Here is an 18,645-nt window from a genome sequence, read left to right as displayed (position 1 = left end):
AGATAATCTATTTCAACACGGCATAGGGTATTGTATTTTTTAATGTGCCCTTCTAAGCTGTTTTCGTTTATTGGTGATTTAATTGTGGTTTATTTGTATCAAAGATTAAGGTTAATTTTTCTATTTAGATATTAGGATGATATTTTATGAGTTCATTAAATACATGGGATTTTTTTAATAAATCTCTTGCACAAGTTGATCCTGATATATTTTCTATTGTTGGTCAAGAGTTGGACCGGCAACGTCAGGAGATACAATTGATTGCATCAGAAAATATAGTTTCTCGTGCTGTTTTGGAGGCACAAGGTTCTATTTTGACTAATAAATATGCTGAGGGTTATTCTGGGAAGCGTTATTACGGTGGATGCCATTATATTGATGTTATTGAAGATTTGGCAATTGAGCGTGCAAAAAAATTATTTGATGTTAATTTTGTTAATGTTCAGCCGCATTCTGGTTCGCAAATGAATCAAGCTGTTTTCCTGGCGCTTTTAAATCCTGGTGATAAGTTTATGGGCCTCGATCTCAATTCCGGTGGGCATTTGACACATGGTGCACCAGTTAATCTGTCTGGGAAGTGGTTTGATGTTGTTCCATATAGTGTGAGTAGGGATAACCATATTCTTGATATGGATGAAATTGAGGATTTAGCTATTAAATCAAAACCTAAGCTTATTATGGCAGGCGGTTCATCTTATCCTCGTTTTTGGGATTGGCAACGTTTTCGTAAGATTGCAGATATTGTAGGAGCCTATTTTGTAGTTGATATGGCTCATATTGCTGGTCTTGTTGCTGGTGGACAACATTTGTCACCAATACCACATGCTCATGTAGTCACTACTACAGTCCACAAGTCCTTGCGTGGTCCACGTGGAGGTATGATTATGACGAATGATGAGAAATTAGCTGCAAAGATTAATTCTGCTATATTTCCTGGATTACAAGGTGGTCCACTTATGCATATCATTGCATCTAAAGCTGTAGCGTTTAAGGAAGCGTTGCGTCCTGAATTCAAAGAATATACTTCTCAGGTTGTAAAGAATTCTAAAACTCTTGCTAAAAAACTCAAGGTCCATGGTTTTAATATTGTGTCTGGTGATACGGATAACCACATTGTTTTGGTGAATTTAAAAAATAAGAATCTTACAGGTAAAGCAGTAGAAGCTGCTCTTGGTCGTGTGTATATTACGTGCAATAAGAATAGTATCCCATTTGATTTAGAAAAGCCTTATGTTACTTCTGGTATTCGATTGGGATCTCCAGCAGCAACAACGAGAGGGTTTAAAGAAGCAGAGTTTGAATATCTTGCTGATCTTATCGCTGAGGTTGTTCTTGGAATATCAAGCGTTTCTGATAAAGCTTATGAATATTTAGAAAATGATATTCGTAATAAAGTCAATGAACTTATAAAAGCTTTTCCTATCTATGATTATCTTGATTAAGTAAAATTTTTTATACTATATTCAGTTAATATTTGAAGTCCTGTCATGGTTTGTAATCTTGATGACTATAAGGGAGTTTTAATATTTATTTTAAAGGTAAAGTTATTCAGATTATATAAATATGATAATGGTGTTTTGTATAGGAAAGAGATTTTTTAGAAATTTAAAATGTCTATATCGTTAATTGACCAAAAATTTATGGCTGCTACATTACGCTTTTCTCGTTGGGGAATGGGTCTCACATCTGTTAACCCTTGTGTTGGTTGTTTGATCGTAAAAGATAATGTGGTTGTTGGAAAAGCTATTACAGCTTTTAATGGTCGGCCTCATGCCGAGACTCAAGCTCTTTCTGAAGCAGGAGAAAATGCTGTAGGGGCAACTGTTTATGTTAGCTTAGAGCCCTGTTCTCATTATGGTCAAGTCCCTCCTTGTGCTCAGGTTCTTATAAATGCAAAAGTAGCTCGTGTTGTTGTGTGTATTCGTGATCCTGATAGACGTGTATCAGGTCGTGGGTTGTTAATGTTATCACAAGCAGGAATTATTGTTGAAGAAGGAATCTTGCAGCAAGAAGCTTATCATGTTTTAGATGCGTATTTAATTCGCCAGCTAAAAAAACGCGTTCATGTTACATTAAAGTTGGCAGTATCAGCCGATAATATGATTGGTCTTCGAAATGTTGGAAATTTTCCTGTTACAGGAGATATTGCTAACGCACAGTCGCATATTGTTAGGGCTCATTCAGATGCTATTTTAGTAGGCATAGGTACAGCATTAATTGATGACCCTGAACTAACATGTAGATTAAATGGTCTTGAGTCACGTTCTCCTATTCGTATTATTCTGGATCCACGTTTGGAGTTACCGAAAACCTCTAAACTAGTAAAGACGTTATCGTTGTCTCCAGTTATAGTTGTTACCTCTAGTAATAATAGTAAGTCCATTGTTGATCTGGAAAAAGAAGGTATAAATATTCTTTATTGCAATTGCTATGATATTAAAAAATTACTTTTTATGTTAGTAGAACATGGTATTACTTCTTTACTCGTAGAAGGTGGGGCAAAGGTAGCACACTCTTTTTTAAAATTAGATCTTGTTGATACTCTTATACTTTATAAATCAAAAAAAATTATTGGGAATCAAGGTATACCATCGCCGATTTGTATAGATAAGATTGAAAAAACATTTGAAAAAATTCGATGTGATTCTTTCGGTTCTGATGATTGTGTGGAATACTCAAGGCGAAGACAATGTTTACAGGAATTGTTACAGATATAGGACAACTTATAGAAGTTATTCCAATAAATAAAGGTATAAGATTACGTGTTGAAACAGCTTATGATGTTTCTTGCATTAAAGTAGGTTCTTCAATAGCGCATTCTGGCGTGTGTCTTACTGTTACTTCTGTTGCATCAAAAGATTCTTCTAAGAATTGGTATGAAGTAGAAGTTTGGCAGGAGGCAATTGATAGAACGACAGTAAGCTCGTGGCGTGTAGGGGATCAAATTAATTTAGAGCGCTCTCTTAAAATTGAGGATGAATTGGGAGGGCATATTATGCTAGGTCATGTGGATGGCGTTGCAAAGATAATTTTTATGGATGCTGAAGGAGATGCTATTCGTTGTCGTTTAAGAATACCAAAATATTTAGAAAAATTTATTGCTGTTAAAGGATCTGTAGCTCTTGATGGAACATCATTAACTGTTAATAGCCTCAACGAAAGTTCTTTTGATGTATTATTAGTTCAGCATACGCTTAAAGTAACAACTTGGAAAATAAGAAAAAAAGGTGATTTTGTTAACTTAGAGGTTGATACTATTGCTAGATACATTTCTAGGCTATTGGAGCATAATAATAATATTTAATAATCTTTTAAAAATTAGTGCTCATGTAAAATGTAATTTTTTAGATTATACTTTGTATTTGAGAAAGTGATGTTATATGCCTTTAAGGAATTTTAATAATGGAGCAACTTCTGATTTACGACTTCTATTAATAGAAGCACGTTTTTATAATCAATTATCTACTGAATTGCTTAAAGGGGCTATTTCAGTTCTTGACAGCGTTAATGCAATTTTTGATATAGTAACGGTTCCTGGTGTTTTAGAAATTCCAGCAGCAGTTAGTATGGCAGTGAATGCAAAACATAATAAAGATATTCAATATGATGGTTTTATTGTTTTAGGTGTTGTTATTAAGGGGCAAACATCTCATTTTGATATTATAACTCGTGAATCGATTCGTGGGCTAATAACTCTTTCTGTTAGTAAATGTTTAGCCGTTGGGAATGGGATTGTTATGGTAGATAATGAAGAACAAGCGTGGGCTCGTGTTAGTTGTTTGCAGTTAGACAAAGGAGGTTTTGCTGCTCGTGCTGCATTGAAAATGATTGAATTAAAGAAACAATTATGTCAGTAAATTAATGATATGGAAGACGATAGGTTTCTTTTTAAAACCGCTAATCAACGAGGGGTTGCTCGCCTTTTCGCTGTGCAGGCTTTGTATCAGATGGATATAGGTAGGTATGGTGTATTAGAAGTAATAGCGGAATATGAGAAATATCGCTTTGGACAAGAAATAGACGGCGATATTTATTTGAAGGCAGATACTGGATGGTTCCGTAAGATAATGCATGGAGTTGTCAATAATCAGAAGAAAATTGATTCATTGGTTACTTCTTCTTTGGCAGAGGGGTGGTCTCTATCTAGACTAGATTTAATTATAAGGGCTATACTTCGTGCAGGATGTTTTGAATTACTGGAATGTACAACTATTCCAGCAGCTGTTGTGATTTCTGAATATGTTGAAATAGCCCATGCTTTCTTTAATAAAGAAGAGCCGAAGTTTGTGAATGCTGTTTTAGATAAAATTTCATGCACATTAGCACTTAAAGAGTAAGCAACACATTGCTTGCGAAGAATTATTGAAATATTAAATCAACCTCTACCACGATATGTTGGAACTCCTGGATCAGGAATTAATGCCCCTTTTGGAGGAGAAGAGGTTTGCCAAAAGACATCAATAGGAATGCCTCCGCGTGGGTACCAATATGCACATATACGAAGCCATTGTGGTTCAAGTAATGTTACCAGTCTTTGGGCAATATAGAGTGAACAATCTTCATGGAATGCACGATGATTGCGGAAAGAAGTTAGAAATAGTTTAAAAGATTTGGATTCTACAAGCCATTTATTAGGAACATAATCTATAATAATGTATGCAAAATCTGGTTGACTGGTTACAGGACATAGTGACGTAAATTCTGGAGCTGTAAAACGTACTACATAACATAATTCCTTGTAAGTTGATGGTATTTTCTCAAGCAATGCAGTTTCAGGGCTGTCACTAAAAGTTGTTTTTTCTCCAAGTATGGATAAACTAGGTGTATCTTTCTTATGCATGATCTAAAACTTTTGGTAATGCAACGTTAATTCCATGAGCTTTTTCGCTTTCCGGTTCAATATGTATTGCTATCATTGCTCCTGGTGTAGAATTCTCTATAGCTTTTTCCAAACGATCACAAATTTTATGTGCGTTTGCAACTGTCATATCAGAGCGTACAACTAAATGAAAGTCAACGAAAAAAAGTGCACCTGCTTGCCGTGTTTTGAGATCATGAACTCCAAGTGATCCAATAGCATGAGCTGCAATTGTTTTTCTAATTTTTTCTTCAAGCTCTGGATCTACAGCACTATCCATCAGTCCTTTGATAGAATCATATACTAATTTGCAACCTTGATAACAGATATGAATGGCCACCATAGTCGCTATGATAGGATCAACTATAGTGTAGCCGGTTACCATAACTATAATCAACCCGAAAACTATACTTATTGATGTAAGTACATCTGAATTTATATGTTGCCCGTCTGCTTGGAGAGCAGGTGAGCGTTTTTCCTTCCCAGTTTTAATAAGAAAATATCCCCAAAAAAAATTAATTACGCTTGCAAAGATTGTTATTGTTAAACCAATTATAGGTGTTTCTGAGATTGAGGTCTTTACAGTATTGAACCATACTTCCTGGAGTATCATGAATGCTATTGCAATAATTAGGATACCTTCTACAACAGCTGCAATGTATTCTGCTTTTTGATGACCAAAAGGATGATTATTATCAGCTGGCTGTTGTGCATATCTTATAGTAAAATAGGTTATTAGTGCTGTAGCAATATTAATAATTGATTCTAAGCTATCAGAAAGTAATGAGACAAAACCTGTAAGATACCATGCTAAGAACTTTAGGCTTGTAACTAATATTGATACTGGTATTCCAATGAATGCAAGTTTTAAGATAATGTTGTTATTATTAACTATCATAATGAATCAGGATAAGTATTTTTTATTGTGATGTTAGAGACTATATTTCTTATCATAAGCATACCAGCATTGTCTCCAAGTGTCATGATTGATTCGGGATGAAATTGAACAGCAGAGATAGGCTCATTAATATGTTCAATTCCCATTATTGTTCCATCCTCGCTTTTTGCAGTGACGATAAATTCTTTCGGTAATGTATCGGGGTCAATACAAATTGAATGATAACGTCCTACTGTTATCTTGTTGTTGAGTCCAGCAAATACAATACCTGGATTTTGAACATAAATCGTTGAGGGTTTGCCATGTATAGGTTCAGGAAGATAACGAAGTTTAGAACCATAAGCCTCTGCAATGGCTTGTAAACCAAGACATACTCCGAAGATAGGTATCTTGTTTTGCCGTAACATGTTTATGGTTGTCTTGCAGTTAAAATCATCAGGCATGCCAGGGCCAGGAGATAAAACTGATAAATGAGGAGAAAATATATTCAGAATCTCTTGAGATATTGGCGTTCGAATAGTTAAGACTTCTGCGCCTGTTTGTCGAAAATAATTTGCAAGAGTATGAACAAAGCTATCTTCATGATCAATAAAAAGTATCCGTAATCCTTTTCCGGGTTTATGTGTTTCAGAATTCATGTTACTTTTAGGAATGTCATTTCTTATTGCTGATAGAAGAGCAGAAGCTTTTAACTCAGTTTCGGTTTCTTCTTTATCGGGATTGGAATCGCTGAGCAAAGTCGCTCCAACACGTACCTCTGCTATGCCATTTTTGATATGCATTGTTCGTAATGTTAGACCCGTATTCATGTTTCTATTAAAATCAATCCAACCAATAACACCTCCATACCAGGAACGAGGACTTTTTCCGTGCGATTCAAGAAAACGAATAGCCGATAATTTCGGAGCGCCAGTAACAGTAACTGCCCATGCATGGGATAAAAAACCATCAAAAGCATCGATTTCATCTCGAAGAATGCCTTGTATATGATCAACAGGTGTATAAGACGAGAATATATTTCAATTTGACGTCGTCCTGACACTTTTACTGAGCCCGGTTTACAAACACGACTCTTATCATTTCGGTCAACATCAGGACACATTGTTAATTCTGCTCGATCCTTTTGTGAATTCAGTAATTTTAGAATTTGTTCATGATCGGCTATTGGATCTTTACCACGTTTAAATTTTTCTTTTGCTTTTGTAATTACTTCTTTATATTCTAGAGGCTTATGGTCTACTGGTGGAGGAGTGGTATCAGTATAACGAAAAGGGTTCTGGTTTAATCTCATGGCCTTTCCCTTCAGTAGATATGCCATCTTTTCTTTAGAGAAATTATACTAGTTACTTCATGCCTTTGAAGAGTAATCATCTATAAATAGATTTCATCAGGTAAATAGAGAACTACATCTCTTTGTTCATCTGGGCGCTGTAATTTCAAGTCTATTTTTCAAATTGAAATACCGTGTCATAGCCAAATGCTCCATAGAGTCTTAGCACGTTTTTTAAAGAATAAGCTATTTTATAATTGAAGCAAGAAAAATTACTATAAATTTAGCCTGCTAAGGAAAAATAAATTTTTTATAAAAGATTTATTTAAAAAATGCGTATCTTTTTAAGAAAGTACTGTTAAAAACAGACAATAAATCTTTTTCTAATAAAAAAAGGTCTTCTCTTTTGCGATTTTTGTAATTAACGCTTAAAATTAAGTAAAAAGCTATATTTTTGTTGGAAATAGTAACATTCTTAATAAGATTTCGGTAGTGCGTTGTTATGAATAACATTCAAGAACAAAAAAATAATTCAAAGGGTATGTTGATTTGATAATATTCATAATTCATACGCAATAAGATTTACAGTTAATCTTTTTATTACATTAATAAAACTTGAATTCAGATTTAAAAAAGATTAGTAGATGAGTAAGGTTTATAAATAGAAATGGTTTTAAATTGAAAGTGGTTCATGTTTATTGTTAATTTAAACAATTATTTTATGAAAAAAAACATTATATGGAGTCTACTTTTTTATTTCATGGCTTCGAATGCTTTTTCAATAGAGTCTGAAAAGTGTACTTCAGTGCGTTTTTCAGATGTTGGTTGGACAGATATTTCTACTACCACAAGTTTGGCTTCTATTGTTTTGGAAGCATTAGGATATCATACAGATATTAAATTGCTTTCTGTGCCGATTACTTTCAAGTCCTTAAAAGATAAAACAATAGATGTATTCTTGGGTGATTGGATTCCTTCCATGTCTTCACACATTAAGCCATATATTCTTGATAAATCTATTGAGGTTGTTCATGAAAATCTTAAAGGAGCGAAATACACACTTGCAGTTAATGCAGCTGCAGTTTCCTTAGGTATAAAGGATTTTAAGGACATATCGCTTCATAAAGATGCGTTAAAGGGAAATATATATGGTATTGATCCAGGGAATGATGGTAATACTCACATTTTGGATATGATTGCTAAAAATAAATTCAACCTTAAAGGTTTTCATCTTGTAGAATCATCTGAGCAAGGGATGTTGGCACAGGTTATGCGTTCTGAAAGAGATAATCAGCCGATAGTTTTCTTGGCTTGGGAGCCTCATCCTATGAACATTAATTTTAAAATAAATTATTTAACTGGTGGAGATGAATATTTTGGTCCTAATTTTGGCGAAGCAATTGTATATACAGTAGTGCGTTCGGATTATTTGAAAGAGTGTCCTAATGTTGCTCAATTTCTTAGAAATCTTACTTTCTCTCTGAAAATGGAAAATGAAATTATGGATGAGATTCTTAATAAAAAGAAAGACCCAAAAATTGCTGGGAAAAAGTGGCTCAGTAACAATACTAAAATATTAGACAGCTGGCTTTCTGGAGTAGTAGATATTAAAGGAAATTATGATCTTGCTTCTGTAAAGAAAAAGTTGCAAGATTAAATATTGAAATTTTACTAGATTAAACATAGATTTTGGATTTAAGGTAGTTGTGTTTACAGTGGTTATTGAAAGTTTGAACTGGATTGCCAAAACGCACCTTCCATTAGGAGATTATGTTAGGTTAGTTTTCGATAAGTTATCTAACAATTATGGATTTTTTTTTGAGCAACTTTCATTTTTTTTGCTAAAAATTATAAACTCTCTTTTATTTATATTACAATGGCCTAATCCTTTAGTGTCTACTATTATTATTTCTAGTATAACTTTTGTTATGAGGCGTTGTATATTAGTTTCACTTTTTACTGCTATGGGCTTGCTGTTGATTATAAATCAAGGGTATTGGAAGGAAACTACTGAAACTTTAGCTCTTGTTTTGGTTTCTACTTTTATGTCTATGGCAATAGGAGTTCCTCTTGGCGTTCTTTCTGCACGTCGAAAGTGGTTGTATGCGATTGTACGGATAAGTCTTGATTTGATGCAGACTATTCCTACGTTTGTTTATCTCATACCTGTGTTAGTGCTTTTTGGTCTTGGAATGGTTCCAGGTCTAATTGCAACGATTATATTTTCAATACCGGCTTCTGTTCGCCTTACTCGATTAGGAGTCATTTCAACACCTCCGGATCTAACTGAAGCTGCTCTTGCATTTGGGGCTACTCCAGGTCAAGTTTTTCGTAAAGTCGAGTTGCCATTTGCTATTCCACAAATTATGGCTGCTCTGACTCAGACGATTATGTTATCTTTGTCAATGGTTGTAATAGCAGCTCTTGTTGGCGCTGATGGATTGGGAGTTCCTGTATTGCGTGCGCTTAATACTGTAGATATTGGAAAAGGTTTTGAGGCTGGCTTTTGTATTGTAATCTTGGCGATTATTCTTGATCGTATGTTTAGTATTGTGGGCGTAAGAGATACTGTATGAGTGATTATGCAGTCAAGTTTTCTGAGGTCGATATTGTTTTTGGTTCTCGACCAAGAAAAGCTTTGAAAATGATTGATGGGGGTGCAACTAGAGACGAAATTGATACGTCAACAGGCATGGTGTTAGCAGTTATAAATGCTAGTCTCGAAGTTAAGAAAGAAGAAATCCTTGTTTTGATGGGCCTTTCTGGGTCTGGTAAGTCTACGTTGCTTCGTTCTGTAAATGGGTTAGCTCCTGTTACTCGTGGTGAAGTTTTGGTTGCAACTGAAAAAGGTTTTGTTAATCCTTATGCAACAGATGCAAGGACGTTGCGTCATTTGCGTATGAATACTGTTTCAATGGTTTTTCAGCAATTTGCTCTTTTTCCGTGGCGTACAGTAGCTGATAATGTCGGATTAGGATTAGAGTTGTTGGGTATCTCCAGCCGAGAGCGTAAGAATAGAATTTATCAGCAACTTGAATTAGTGAATTTAACAAAATGGGCTGATCGTAAAGTTAGAGAGTTATCAGGAGGTATGCAGCAGCGTGTAGGTTTGGCGCGTGCTTTTGCTACTGGTGCTCCTATTTTGCTTATGGATGAGCCATTTTCTTCACTTGATCCATTGATAAGAGTGCGCTTGCAAGATGAATTGTTAGAGTTTCAAAGAAAGCTTAAGAAAACTATTATTTTTGTTAGTCATGATCTTGATGAGGCTTTTCGTCTTGGAAATCGTATTGTTATGATGGAGGGCGGCTCCATTGTCCAATGTGGTACTCCTAAAGATATTATACTCCGTCCTGCTAATCATTACGTTTCTGCATTTGTCGAAAAATTAAATCCAATTAATATGCTTATTGCAGGAGATGTAATGCGGAAAGATATTCCTGTTGATGTTTGTCAAATTACAGGAACGGCTGTTAAGTCAGAACCTTTGATAAATATTCTTGCTGCAATGGCACGTCAGCCAGGATCAATAGGTGTTGTTAAAAATGGTGCTATTATTGGAGTTATTACTGCCGAAGATATTATAAAGGGATTAACTTGTTATAGAAGATAATGCAATTCTTATTCATTTTATGGGTGTAGAACACTTATAAATATATCTTGTTATTACAAAATTGAGTATTATAGGTAGTTCTGAAAGCTTGATATCATATTTTAATTCTTAAGTATTAGCTTAAGAAAAATTTTTATTTCCTCTATTACTATATTGAGAATATAACATGCTTAAAACGCATTAAATCGAATATTTAATGAATATTTTTAAAATATGATCAACTATTAAAGGATTTAAATTAAAATATATGATTAAAAATTTATTTAAAAAAGTAATGCAGTCAATTTTATCTCGAGATGGAGCTGCAGCTCTTGAATTTGCGTTGCTTGCTTTCCCATATTTTTTAGTTGTTTTTGCTATATTTGAGACTTCTATAGCTCTTATTGGAGAACAAATTATTGAAAACGCTACATATGAAATAAGTCGTCAAATACGTACGGGTGATCTAAGAGTGAGCAATACTACTGAAGCACAATTTCGGCAAAAGTTTTGTGATCAAATATCAATCCTCATTTCTTGCTCTAGCAGTGAAATCAGTAATCCATATAATCTTTATATCAATGTTCAAGAACTTTCATCAATGGACAATATAAAGTTAACGATACCCCGAAAGTCTAGTAGTCCTGATAGCGATATAGATACTTCAGGTTTTGGTTTTAAGCCTGGTGGCCCTTCTACACTTAATGAAATGCAAGTGTTTTATCATTGGCCAATTACATTAGATATTATGCGCAAGTATATGACCACAGTTAAGCACTCAGATAAGAGCGAAGGCGATTATCTCATAATGGCAACTATGGTATTTAAAAATGAACCTTTCTAAGAAAATAATATTATGAAAATAAAAAGCAGAAAAAATTTACTCCATTTGTTCCAATGTCGCAGTGGCGTTGGTGCAATAGAAATGACTATTATTTTTCCTTTACTTGTTATCATTTATTTAGGAACGTACGAGATAACAAATCTCTATTCTGTAGTAAAGCGTGTGACACAGATTTCAAGCTCTATGGCAGATATGTGTACAAGAGAAACAAATGTTAGCCAGTTATACTTTAAGGGTATGCAAAAGTTGGCAAAAGCTATTATGCTTCCATATGCTTTTAGTAACATGGACATCAAAGTATATGGATATTGGACTGATGATAATAAACAAACTGTGCAAAAATGGGGTTGGCCAAACAATGCTAAAGATCCAGGTCCTCTACCAAGCGTAGCTGATCCAAAAGTATTTACTGTTACAACGGTAATTTCTTTACAATACAAAATGTTAGGATTTTTGAGTAATCAATGGAGTGAAATTAATATTGTAAAGACGGATTCTTTACGTCAACGCGAAGGAAAGGAAATTATTTGCTCAGATTGTTCTTCTTAATGTCTATCGATTAAATATTGATAAAGTTTTAAAAATATAGTCTATAAACATTAGTTTATGCTCAAAAGGTATCCAAGATTTTTTCTTTCATATATTACTCGTTTCTCATCTGCTATATATTTAAGAGTTAAAGGGTAGAGCCGGTGTTCTACAAAAAGTACTCTGGAAGCAAGGTTTTCTTGAGTATCATCAGGAAAAACAGGGACTGCCGCTTGTGCAAGAATGGGGCCATTGTCTATAGCTTCGGTTACGATATGAACAGTACACCCTGTAATTTTAACCCCAGCTTCTAAAGCTCTACGATGAGTATGCAGGCCTGGAAATAGCGGTAGCAAAGATGGATGGATATTAAGTATTCGATCTTTATAATGAGAAATGAAATGGCTACTTAAAACCCGCATATAACCAGCAAGGCAAATAAAATCAGGCTTTATATTACTAAGTTCTTTGAGGATTTTTTCTTCATGTTCTTTTTGAGACACGTTATTTTCACGAGGGAATATATATGTCGGAATATTTTTTTCTCTTGCTTTCATAAGTCCACGAGCATGTATATTATCTGAAAAAACTGCTACAATTTTAGCCGGATAATCTGGTAATTCTGTCTCATTAATAAGTGAGAGCATGTTACTACCTTCACCAGAGATAAATATAACAACATTTTTTCGAATCATACTGATAACTCATTTATATAGAGAATTTCAGGCATTTCAGTCTTACGGGGTATAACTTGTCCAAGATGAACTACGCTTTCTCCTTCACTTTCAAGAATTTTTGTTATTCGTGTTGCATTATCTTGTCCAACAATAACAGCCATTCCAATACCACAGTTAAAAGTGCGTAACATTTCAGAATTGAGAATATTCCCTTTTTTCTTTAACCAAGAAAAAATCTTTTGTGGTTTTATAGAGTTGAGATTTATTTCAGCTGTTAAATGAGAAGGAAGAATACGCGGAATATTTTCTGTAAAACCTCCACCGGTTATATGTGCTAGTGCTTTTATTTTGTTGGTTTTTTTTATCGCTGCAAGAAGAGATTTTACATAAATTCGGGTTGGTGTTAATAATGCTTCTCCTAGACTTTGATGAGGAGAGAAAGGTGATGGGTCTTTCAAAGACACTTGGGAAAGGTTAATAATATTACGAACCAATGAAAATCCATTTGAATGCAGCCCTGAAGAAGCAAGTCCAAGAATGACGTCATTTTCATGAATATCATGAGAAGGTAAAATTTGATTACGTTCTACAGCTCCAACAGCAAATCCTGCAAGATCGTAATCATTATTATTATATAGGCCTGGCATTTCAGCAGTTTCTCCACCAATAAGAGCGCATCCTGCTTGAAAACAACCTATGGTAATTCCTTTAATAATAGAAGCTCCTTGATCAGGATCAAGTTTACCAGTTGCAAAATAATCAAGGAAAAATAGAGGTTCAGCTCCATGAGTTATGATATCATTTACGCACATAGCCACGAGATCTATGCCAACAGTACTGTTCATATTCATTGCTGTTGCAATTTTTAGTTTTGTTCCGATTCCATCACTAGAGGCAACAAGAACAGGGTCTGAAAACCCAGTAGCTTTTATGTCAAATAATGCCCCAAATCCACCAATTTCTCCATTGGCTCCTGAACGTTGGGTAGATTTTATAAACGGCTTTATCTTTTCTAACATAAGATTGCTTGCACTTATATTAACTCCAGAATTCTGATATGTCAGATTGTTTTTGGTTAGATCACTCACAGCATCACTCCTTGTAGGCCTGGTCTGTTTTTTAATATATATGGACTTCATGCAAGCACATAAATGATTTGTTATTTATTCTTTTTATTTATTTATAATATAATTATAATGAGTTTGTATGTAATTTTTATATTGGTTTATCACTTTCATATATCATACTAAAGTGCTTTACATTGGAATATAGATTTTAATGTTTGTATTGAAGGGTATTCAATTAAAAGTTGTATAATTTTTTAAGGGGCTATCATCTATGGATTTTATTATGAAAAATGAGAGGATAGCATCTCTTAAAGAAGATATATATCAAAGAAGAGATTACAAACAATTACCTTTAGCTTTTCCTCCGTGTATTAATGATATTAGTCGTGAAGAGATTTTGATCTCAAAATCTCTTGAGGCAGCTGTGCATCTTATTGATACTTGGCCGGTTTGGCCTTCATCTGTAGTGATTTTGGTTGGTCCACGTGGATCTGGCAAGTCTTATATTGCCAATGTTTGGTGTAAAATCAGTAAAGCTCATAAAATTCATGCTACAAAGGGATCAAATTCTGCATTTATTGTTACACAAGGACCAGCGCTTTTGGAAGATGCTGATCATGTTAATTTTGATGAAACAGAATTATTCCATATTATTAATAGTGTTTATCAAAAGTCTTCAAGTTTATTGATAACTTCCAGGACATTTCCATCATCATGGACAGTGCATTTGCCTGATTTATATTCTCGATTACAAGCAGCAACAGTTGTGAAGATAGGCTTACCTGATGAGGATTTTTTGATACGAGTGATCGTTAAGATGTTTGCAGATCGTCAGCTCTTTGTTGAAGAGAGAGTAATTGCATATATTGTACAACGAATGGAGCGTTCATTAGCTTCTGCTGAAAACTTAGTAGATAGTTTGGATAAGATGGCATTGGCACGTGGTGTTGCTATAACACGTTCTTTAGCAGCTGAAGTACTCATGAAATTAGAAAATGTTAATTGTGATTAAATGGAGTTTTAATTTCAGTGTATTATTAATAGAATGAGCTTTTAAAGCTAAAAAAATTGTATGTAATAAAAGGCAAATCTTATGGCTGATCATACAGTGAAATATGATGAATTTGATATTTCGTCTTATAGTAGAGAAGAGCTTAGGATGAGTTCGCAACGTTTTATTAATCGAGAGGTATCATGGCTTCAGTTTAATCGAAGAGTTCTTGCAGAAACGTTTAACACAGCGCATCCTTTATTAGAAAGAGTAAGATTTCTTTCAATTTCCGCAGTGAATTTAGACGAATTTTTTATGGTACGCGTTGCAGGTCTCGAAGCTCAAGTAAAGCGAGGTGAGTCAGTCAGGAGTCCTGATGGGAAAACCTCTGCTGAGCAATTAAATAATATATTGCATGAGATTGATATATTGCAGCATGAACAGCAAGCTGTCTTTTCTATGTTACGAAAATCCTTAGAAAAAGAAGGCATTACTGTTATTCGATTTGAAGAGCTTACATTAGAAGATCGTAGTTGGCTTGCCAAGGTATTTGAAAAATCTATTTTACCTGTTCTTAGACCTCTATTAATAGATAGTGTTCATTATTTTCCTTTTATTCCTAATCTTGCTCTTTCGATGGGAATTCGTCTTGTCGGTGATAGTGAAGATATTCCAAAGATAGCATTATTACAGCTCTCCAAGACACTTTCGAGATTTATACAATTGCAAAATCATGAGAGTGGTACCCGTTATATTCCTTTGGAAGATGTTGTTTCTTTGTTTATAGGCCAATTGTTTCCTGGTTATAATGTACAGGATTTTGGTATTTTTCGTATTATTAGAGATAGTAGCGATATAGAATTTGAAGAAGAAGCAGAAAATTTGGTTTTGTTTTTTAAAAATGCTTTAGAACAACGTCGATGTGGTTCAATAATTCGCATAGAGATTAATCCTGGAATGCCAGAAGGATTACGTCAGTTTTTTGTTAAGAAGTTAGCTGTTTCAGATAACTATGTTTCTGTTTCCTCAGGATTATTAGCACTTAATACTCTTTCAGAGATAGCGTGTTTGCCTCGTGAAGATTTAAAATTTAAACAATATAATGCTCGTTTTCCAGATTGTTTAGGAAAACATGGTAGGGATTGTTTTGCGTCAATGCGTGAACAAGATATAATTATACATCATCCATATGAATCTTTTGATATGGTTGTACAGTTTTTGCGTCAAGCTGCACAAGATCCTGATGTTCTTGTGATTAAGCAAACATTATATCGAACTTCTAATGATAGTCCGATTGTGCGCGCATTAATTGTTGCAGCAGAAGCAGGAAAATCTGTAACGGCTCTTGTTGAATTGAAGGCCCGTTTTAATGAAGAGGCTAATATACGTTGTGCACGGGATCTTGAACGGGCAGGTGTTAAGGTTGTTTTTGGTGTTTTTACACTTAAAATTCATGCAAAAATGTCAATGGTCGTACGACGTGAGGATAAAAAATTACGGACTTATTGTCATTTCGGAACAGGAAATTACCATCCAGTTGTGGCACAGGTTTATACAGATTTATCCTTTTTTACCTGTGATAAGAGTATAGCTCATGACATGACTAATATTTTCAATTTTATTATGAGTTACAGTAAACCAGAAGAAGAGATGATTGTTGCTTTCTCGCCGTACACATTACGACCCCGCATTTTGAAGCATATTCAAGATGAGATCGAATATGCTCATTCTGGATGTTTAGCTAGTATATGGATGAAATTAAATTCATTGGTAGATCCTGAAATTATTGATGCTCTTTATATAGCGAGTGAATCTGGTGTAAAAATCGATTTGGTGGTCCGTGGTATTTGCTGTTTACGGCCACAGGTTTCAGGGCTATCTAAGAATATTAGAGTAAAATCTATAGTGGGTCGTTTCCTCGAACATAGTCGTATTTTTGTTTTGGTAACGGTTATGGTTTGCCTTCTGAAGAGGCTATTGCCTATATAGGGTCTGCTGATATGATGCCACGTAATCTTGATAGGAGAGTTGAGGTTCTTGTTCCTATTCGTAATCCATTGGTTCATAGAAAGGTTGTTTCAGAAATTATGTTCGGCAATTTGCTTGATAATAAGCAGAGTTATGAAATTTCTTCAGAAGGAATGTCAAGACGTTTAGAAGTAGAAGAAGATGAGGAAGCTTTTAGTGTTCAGGAATATTTTATGAACAATTTAGGATTTTCAGGGATGGGAGATTCTTTGGAATCAAAGGTTCCAAAACTTGTAGCTAAATTCTTACGCGATCGCAATAGGAACACAGATTAATGTTTTTTACTGCAGGGTATAGTTACTCTCAGAAGGTCCCTCTTGTATCAGTTATAGATATCGGGTCTAATTCAATTCGTTTAGTAATTTATGAAAATATAAATAGAGTTCTTGTCATATTTTATAATGAAAAAGTTATGTGTGGTTTAGGACGGGGCATTTCTTTTAATGGTTATATGGAAGAAAATAATATAAAGCGTGCTTTAAAAGCCTTAAAGCGTTTTAAAGCACTTTTATGTCAATTATCTGTAACTTCTGTTTTTGTTTTAGCTACAGCAGCTGTTCGCGATGCATTGAATGGTATTGAGTTTATTCGTCGTTCTGAAGATATTTTTGGACAAAAAATATTAGTTCTTTCTGGACAAGAAGAAGCTTTTTATTCATCTATGGGAGTAATTTCAGGACATCATTCTCTTAAAGACGGTATCGTTGGAGATCTTGGTGGTGGCTCTCTTGATTTGGCAGGTATTGTTGGCAATCTTGTTAAAGGAGGAATAACATTACCAATAGGTTGCATTCCTCTTTTAGAACATTATGAAAAAGGCATGATGTCTGAAGCTGGTGCTTATGTACGTGAATATTTAAAAAATGTAGTATTATTAAAAAATCATAAAAAGAAGTTTTTTATGCTGTTGGTGGTACTTGGCGTGCTGTTGCTAGATTACATTTATATATCAATAATTATCCATTACCTGTGATTCATGGATATGAAATTGACTTTCATCAGACATATCAATTTTTAAACGATATTATCCTGGGAAAATTTAAAAAACTACCTGCGTGGAAGAAAATTTCTAAAAACAGGCGTTCGTTGTTACCTTTTGGTGCATTGATAATGAAAGAAATTATTGAAATTATGGAACCTTCTGCAGTATCTTTTTCTTCGTTTGGTATACGAGAAGGTTATATATATTCTCAACTTTCTGAAAGTGAGCGTAAACGTGATCCTTTGCTGTTAGAGGCAGAGTATTTGTGTTCTTTGTATACCTATGCTCCACAATATTCGCATGATCTTGTAGAGTGGACAGGCAAAATAATGCCTTTCTTTGATATACAAGAAACCGATGAAGAAGCACGATATCGTAAAGTGTTTTGTCTTTTATCAAATATTCAAGGGCATTCTTGTTTCAGATATGTTTCTTCTGGTGGATTGGATATTATGATGTCTTGTCTCCTGTTTATAGGAATCACGCATGCCGGTCGTGCTTATATTGAGCTTGTTAATTATTATCGACAAAAAGGTATAAAAGATCATGATGTTTTGATGCCATTAACTGGCATTGCTAAACCACGTTTGGTCTATCTAGCTAAGTTATTGGGGGGTATTTTGCGTGTTATTTATTTTTTTACAGCATCAATGCCTGATATTCTCAAGTATATTTATATTCGAAAAGTGAACCAAGAAGGTCCTCTTTTGCAGTTTGTATTTCCTAAAAAATTAGAAGAATTAGCTGGAGAGAAAACCGAAAATAGCCTTCGGCGACTCTCTAGAGTTTCTAATCAGAAAATAGGATATTGCTTTGAATAAAAAACATAATCTTAATATATATTGCTTTAGGCTTTTATCGCATCAGCCTTTAAGACATTCTATATTCTTTTTTATGACCTGAATTGCTT

17 protein-coding genes and 2 pseudogenes are annotated in these 18,645 nt (G+C 34.3%); 14 read left to right on the top strand and 5 right to left on the bottom strand.

All coding sequences use genetic code 11. The annotated features are described in order from the left end of the window. Positions 1 to 146: 146 nt before the first annotated feature. The 5 genes from glyA (at position 147) to nusB (ending at position 4,337) form a co-directional block, all read left to right on the top strand. A complete protein-coding gene (gene glyA / locus B488_RS05295; protein ID WP_015273506.1) occupies positions 147 to 1,442 on the top strand; it encodes a serine hydroxymethyltransferase in 1,296 nt (431 codons plus the stop codon). A gap of 168 nt (positions 1,443 to 1,610) precedes the next feature. Next, complete coding sequence (gene ribD / locus B488_RS05290) at positions 1,611 to 2,717, top strand: bifunctional diaminohydroxyphosphoribosylaminopyrimidine deaminase/5-amino-6-(5-phosphoribosylamino)uracil reductase RibD (RefSeq protein ID WP_015273504.1); 1,107 nt, start codon at positions 1,611 to 1,613, stop codon at positions 2,715 to 2,717. Continuing rightward, on the top strand, positions 2,690 to 3,304 hold the full coding sequence (locus B488_RS05285; protein WP_015273503.1) for a riboflavin synthase: 615 nt from the start codon (positions 2,690 to 2,692) through the stop codon (positions 3,302 to 3,304). The genes ribD and B488_RS05285 overlap by 28 nt, the downstream gene beginning before the upstream one ends. A 76-nt stretch (positions 3,305 to 3,380) precedes the next feature. Then, positions 3,381 to 3,857 (top strand): 6,7-dimethyl-8-ribityllumazine synthase, encoded by a 477-nt coding sequence (locus B488_RS05280; RefSeq protein ID WP_015273502.1) that lies wholly within the window; start codon positions 3,381 to 3,383, stop codon positions 3,855 to 3,857. Positions 3,858 to 3,866: 9 nt separating this feature from the next. After that, a complete protein-coding gene (gene nusB, locus B488_RS05275) occupies positions 3,867 to 4,337 on the top strand; it encodes a transcription antitermination factor NusB (protein WP_015273501.1) in 471 nt (156 codons plus the stop codon). Between the two features lie 38 nt (positions 4,338 to 4,375). On the opposite strand, the gene queF is transcribed toward nusB, so the two are convergent. The 3 genes and pseudogenes from queF to B488_RS07045 form a co-directional block, all read right to left on the bottom strand. Then, on the bottom strand, positions 4,376 to 4,840 hold the full coding sequence (queF, locus tag B488_RS05270) for a preQ(1) synthase (RefSeq protein ID WP_015273500.1): 465 nt from the start codon (positions 4,838 to 4,840) through the stop codon (positions 4,376 to 4,378). Further along, positions 4,833 to 5,756, bottom strand: coding sequence for a cation diffusion facilitator family transporter (locus tag B488_RS05265; protein WP_015273499.1), 924 nt, complete (start codon positions 5,754 to 5,756; stop codon positions 4,833 to 4,835). The genes queF and B488_RS05265 overlap by 8 nt, the downstream gene beginning before the upstream one ends. After that, positions 5,753 to 7,252, bottom strand: a pseudogene (locus B488_RS07045) (anthranilate synthase component I); the annotation flags it as partial. The gene B488_RS05265 and the pseudogene B488_RS07045, both read right to left, overlap by 4 nt. Positions 7,253 to 7,747: 495 nt before the next feature. Here B488_RS07045 and choX point away from each other — a divergent pair. The 5 genes from choX (at position 7,748) to B488_RS05235 (ending at position 12,011) form a co-directional block, all read left to right on the top strand. Beyond that, the gene (gene choX / locus B488_RS05255; RefSeq protein WP_051012172.1) at positions 7,748 to 8,683 is read left to right on the top strand and encodes a choline ABC transporter substrate-binding protein; all 936 of its coding nucleotides are present in this window, start codon (positions 7,748 to 7,750) and stop codon (positions 8,681 to 8,683) included. A 73-nt stretch (positions 8,684 to 8,756) separates the two neighbouring features. After that, the gene (gene choW / locus B488_RS05250) at positions 8,757 to 9,602 is read left to right on the top strand and encodes a choline ABC transporter permease subunit (RefSeq protein WP_041771152.1); all 846 of its coding nucleotides are present in this window, start codon (positions 8,757 to 8,759) and stop codon (positions 9,600 to 9,602) included. After that, on the top strand, positions 9,599 to 10,639 hold the full coding sequence (gene choV / locus B488_RS05245; protein ID WP_015273494.1) for a choline ABC transporter ATP-binding protein: 1,041 nt from the start codon (positions 9,599 to 9,601) through the stop codon (positions 10,637 to 10,639). Before choW ends, choV begins: the two co-directional genes overlap by 4 nt. Before the next feature lie 247 nt (positions 10,640 to 10,886). Then, positions 10,887 to 11,462, top strand: a complete 576-nt coding sequence (locus B488_RS05240) for a TadE/TadG family type IV pilus assembly protein (RefSeq protein ID WP_015273493.1) — start codon at positions 10,887 to 10,889, stop codon at positions 11,460 to 11,462. 12 nt (positions 11,463 to 11,474) lie between these two features. Further along, positions 11,475 to 12,011 carry a TadE/TadG family type IV pilus assembly protein gene (locus tag B488_RS05235; RefSeq protein ID WP_015273492.1) on the top strand — a complete coding sequence of 179 codons (537 nt, stop codon included), beginning with the start codon at positions 11,475 to 11,477 and terminating at the stop codon, positions 12,009 to 12,011. Positions 12,012 to 12,061: 50 nt separating this feature from the next. On the opposite strand, the gene purN is transcribed toward B488_RS05235, so the two are convergent. Both purN and purM read right to left on the bottom strand, forming a co-directional pair. After that, positions 12,062 to 12,685 (bottom strand): phosphoribosylglycinamide formyltransferase, encoded by a 624-nt coding sequence (gene purN, locus B488_RS05230; protein ID WP_015273491.1) that lies wholly within the window; start codon positions 12,683 to 12,685, stop codon positions 12,062 to 12,064. After that, a complete protein-coding gene (gene purM, locus B488_RS05225; protein ID WP_015273490.1) occupies positions 12,682 to 13,755 on the bottom strand; it encodes a phosphoribosylformylglycinamidine cyclo-ligase in 1,074 nt (357 codons plus the stop codon). The genes purN and purM overlap by 4 nt, the downstream gene beginning before the upstream one ends. Positions 13,756 to 14,017: 262 nt before the next feature. On the opposite strand from purM, the gene B488_RS05220 reads away from it, so the two are divergent. The 4 genes and pseudogenes from B488_RS05220 (at position 14,018) to B488_RS07445 (ending at position 18,556) form a co-directional block, all read left to right on the top strand. Further along, positions 14,018 to 14,746, top strand: a complete 729-nt coding sequence (locus B488_RS05220) for a P-loop NTPase family protein (RefSeq protein WP_051012170.1) — start codon at positions 14,018 to 14,020, stop codon at positions 14,744 to 14,746. Positions 14,747 to 14,827: 81 nt separating this feature from the next. After that, positions 14,828 to 17,028 (top strand): annotated as a pseudogene (locus B488_RS05215) (RNA degradosome polyphosphate kinase). Then, positions 17,028 to 17,726 carry a Ppx/GppA phosphatase family protein gene (locus B488_RS07450; RefSeq protein WP_051012127.1) on the top strand — a complete coding sequence of 233 codons (699 nt, stop codon included), beginning with the start codon at positions 17,028 to 17,030 and terminating at the stop codon, positions 17,724 to 17,726. Before B488_RS05215 ends, B488_RS07450 begins: the two are co-directional and overlap by 1 nt. After that, entirely contained in the window at positions 17,702 to 18,556 is an 855-nt protein-coding gene (locus tag B488_RS07445; protein WP_081583176.1) for a Ppx/GppA phosphatase family protein, read from the top strand. Before B488_RS07450 ends, B488_RS07445 begins: the two co-directional genes overlap by 25 nt. Positions 18,557 to 18,645 lie beyond the last annotated feature (89 nt).

This window comes from Liberibacter crescens BT-1, assembly GCF_000325745.1.
GTDB classification, from domain to species: domain Bacteria; phylum Pseudomonadota; class Alphaproteobacteria; order Rhizobiales; family Rhizobiaceae; genus Liberibacter; species Liberibacter crescens.
Note: the sequence above shows the minus strand (reverse complement) of the source record. Positions and strands in the feature narration are given on the sequence as shown.

What these genes read in the sequence shown, in the direction of transcription:
- glyA (WP_015273506.1), top strand. Translation starts at nt 147, where the DNA reads ATGAGTTCATTAAATACATGGGATTTTTTTAATAAATCTCTTGCACAA.
- ribD (WP_015273504.1), top strand. Translation starts at nt 1,611, where the DNA reads ATGTCTATATCGTTAATTGACCAAAAATTTATGGCTGCTACATTACGC.
- B488_RS05285 (WP_015273503.1), top strand. Translation starts at nt 2,690, where the DNA reads ATGTTTACAGGAATTGTTACAGATATAGGACAACTTATAGAAGTTATT.
- B488_RS05280 (WP_015273502.1), top strand. Translation starts at nt 3,381, where the DNA reads ATGCCTTTAAGGAATTTTAATAATGGAGCAACTTCTGATTTACGACTT.
- nusB (WP_015273501.1), top strand. Translation starts at nt 3,867, where the DNA reads ATGGAAGACGATAGGTTTCTTTTTAAAACCGCTAATCAACGAGGGGTT.
- queF (WP_015273500.1), bottom strand. Translation starts at nt 4,840, where the DNA reads ATGCATAAGAAAGATACACCTAGTTTATCCATACTTGGAGAAAAAACA.
- B488_RS05265 (WP_015273499.1), bottom strand. Translation starts at nt 5,756, where the DNA reads ATGATAGTTAATAATAACAACATTATCTTAAAACTTGCATTCATTGGA.
- choX (WP_051012172.1), top strand. Translation starts at nt 7,748, where the DNA reads ATGAAAAAAAACATTATATGGAGTCTACTTTTTTATTTCATGGCTTCG.
- choV (WP_015273494.1), top strand. Translation starts at nt 9,599, where the DNA reads ATGAGTGATTATGCAGTCAAGTTTTCTGAGGTCGATATTGTTTTTGGT.
- B488_RS05240 (WP_015273493.1), top strand. Translation starts at nt 10,887, where the DNA reads ATGATTAAAAATTTATTTAAAAAAGTAATGCAGTCAATTTTATCTCGA.
- B488_RS05235 (WP_015273492.1), top strand. Translation starts at nt 11,475, where the DNA reads ATGAAAATAAAAAGCAGAAAAAATTTACTCCATTTGTTCCAATGTCGC.
- purN (WP_015273491.1), bottom strand. Translation starts at nt 12,685, where the DNA reads ATGATTCGAAAAAATGTTGTTATATTTATCTCTGGTGAAGGTAGTAAC.
- B488_RS05220 (WP_051012170.1), top strand. Translation starts at nt 14,018, where the DNA reads ATGAAAAATGAGAGGATAGCATCTCTTAAAGAAGATATATATCAAAGA.
- B488_RS07450 (WP_051012127.1), top strand. Translation starts at nt 17,028, where the DNA reads ATGTTTTTTACTGCAGGGTATAGTTACTCTCAGAAGGTCCCTCTTGTA.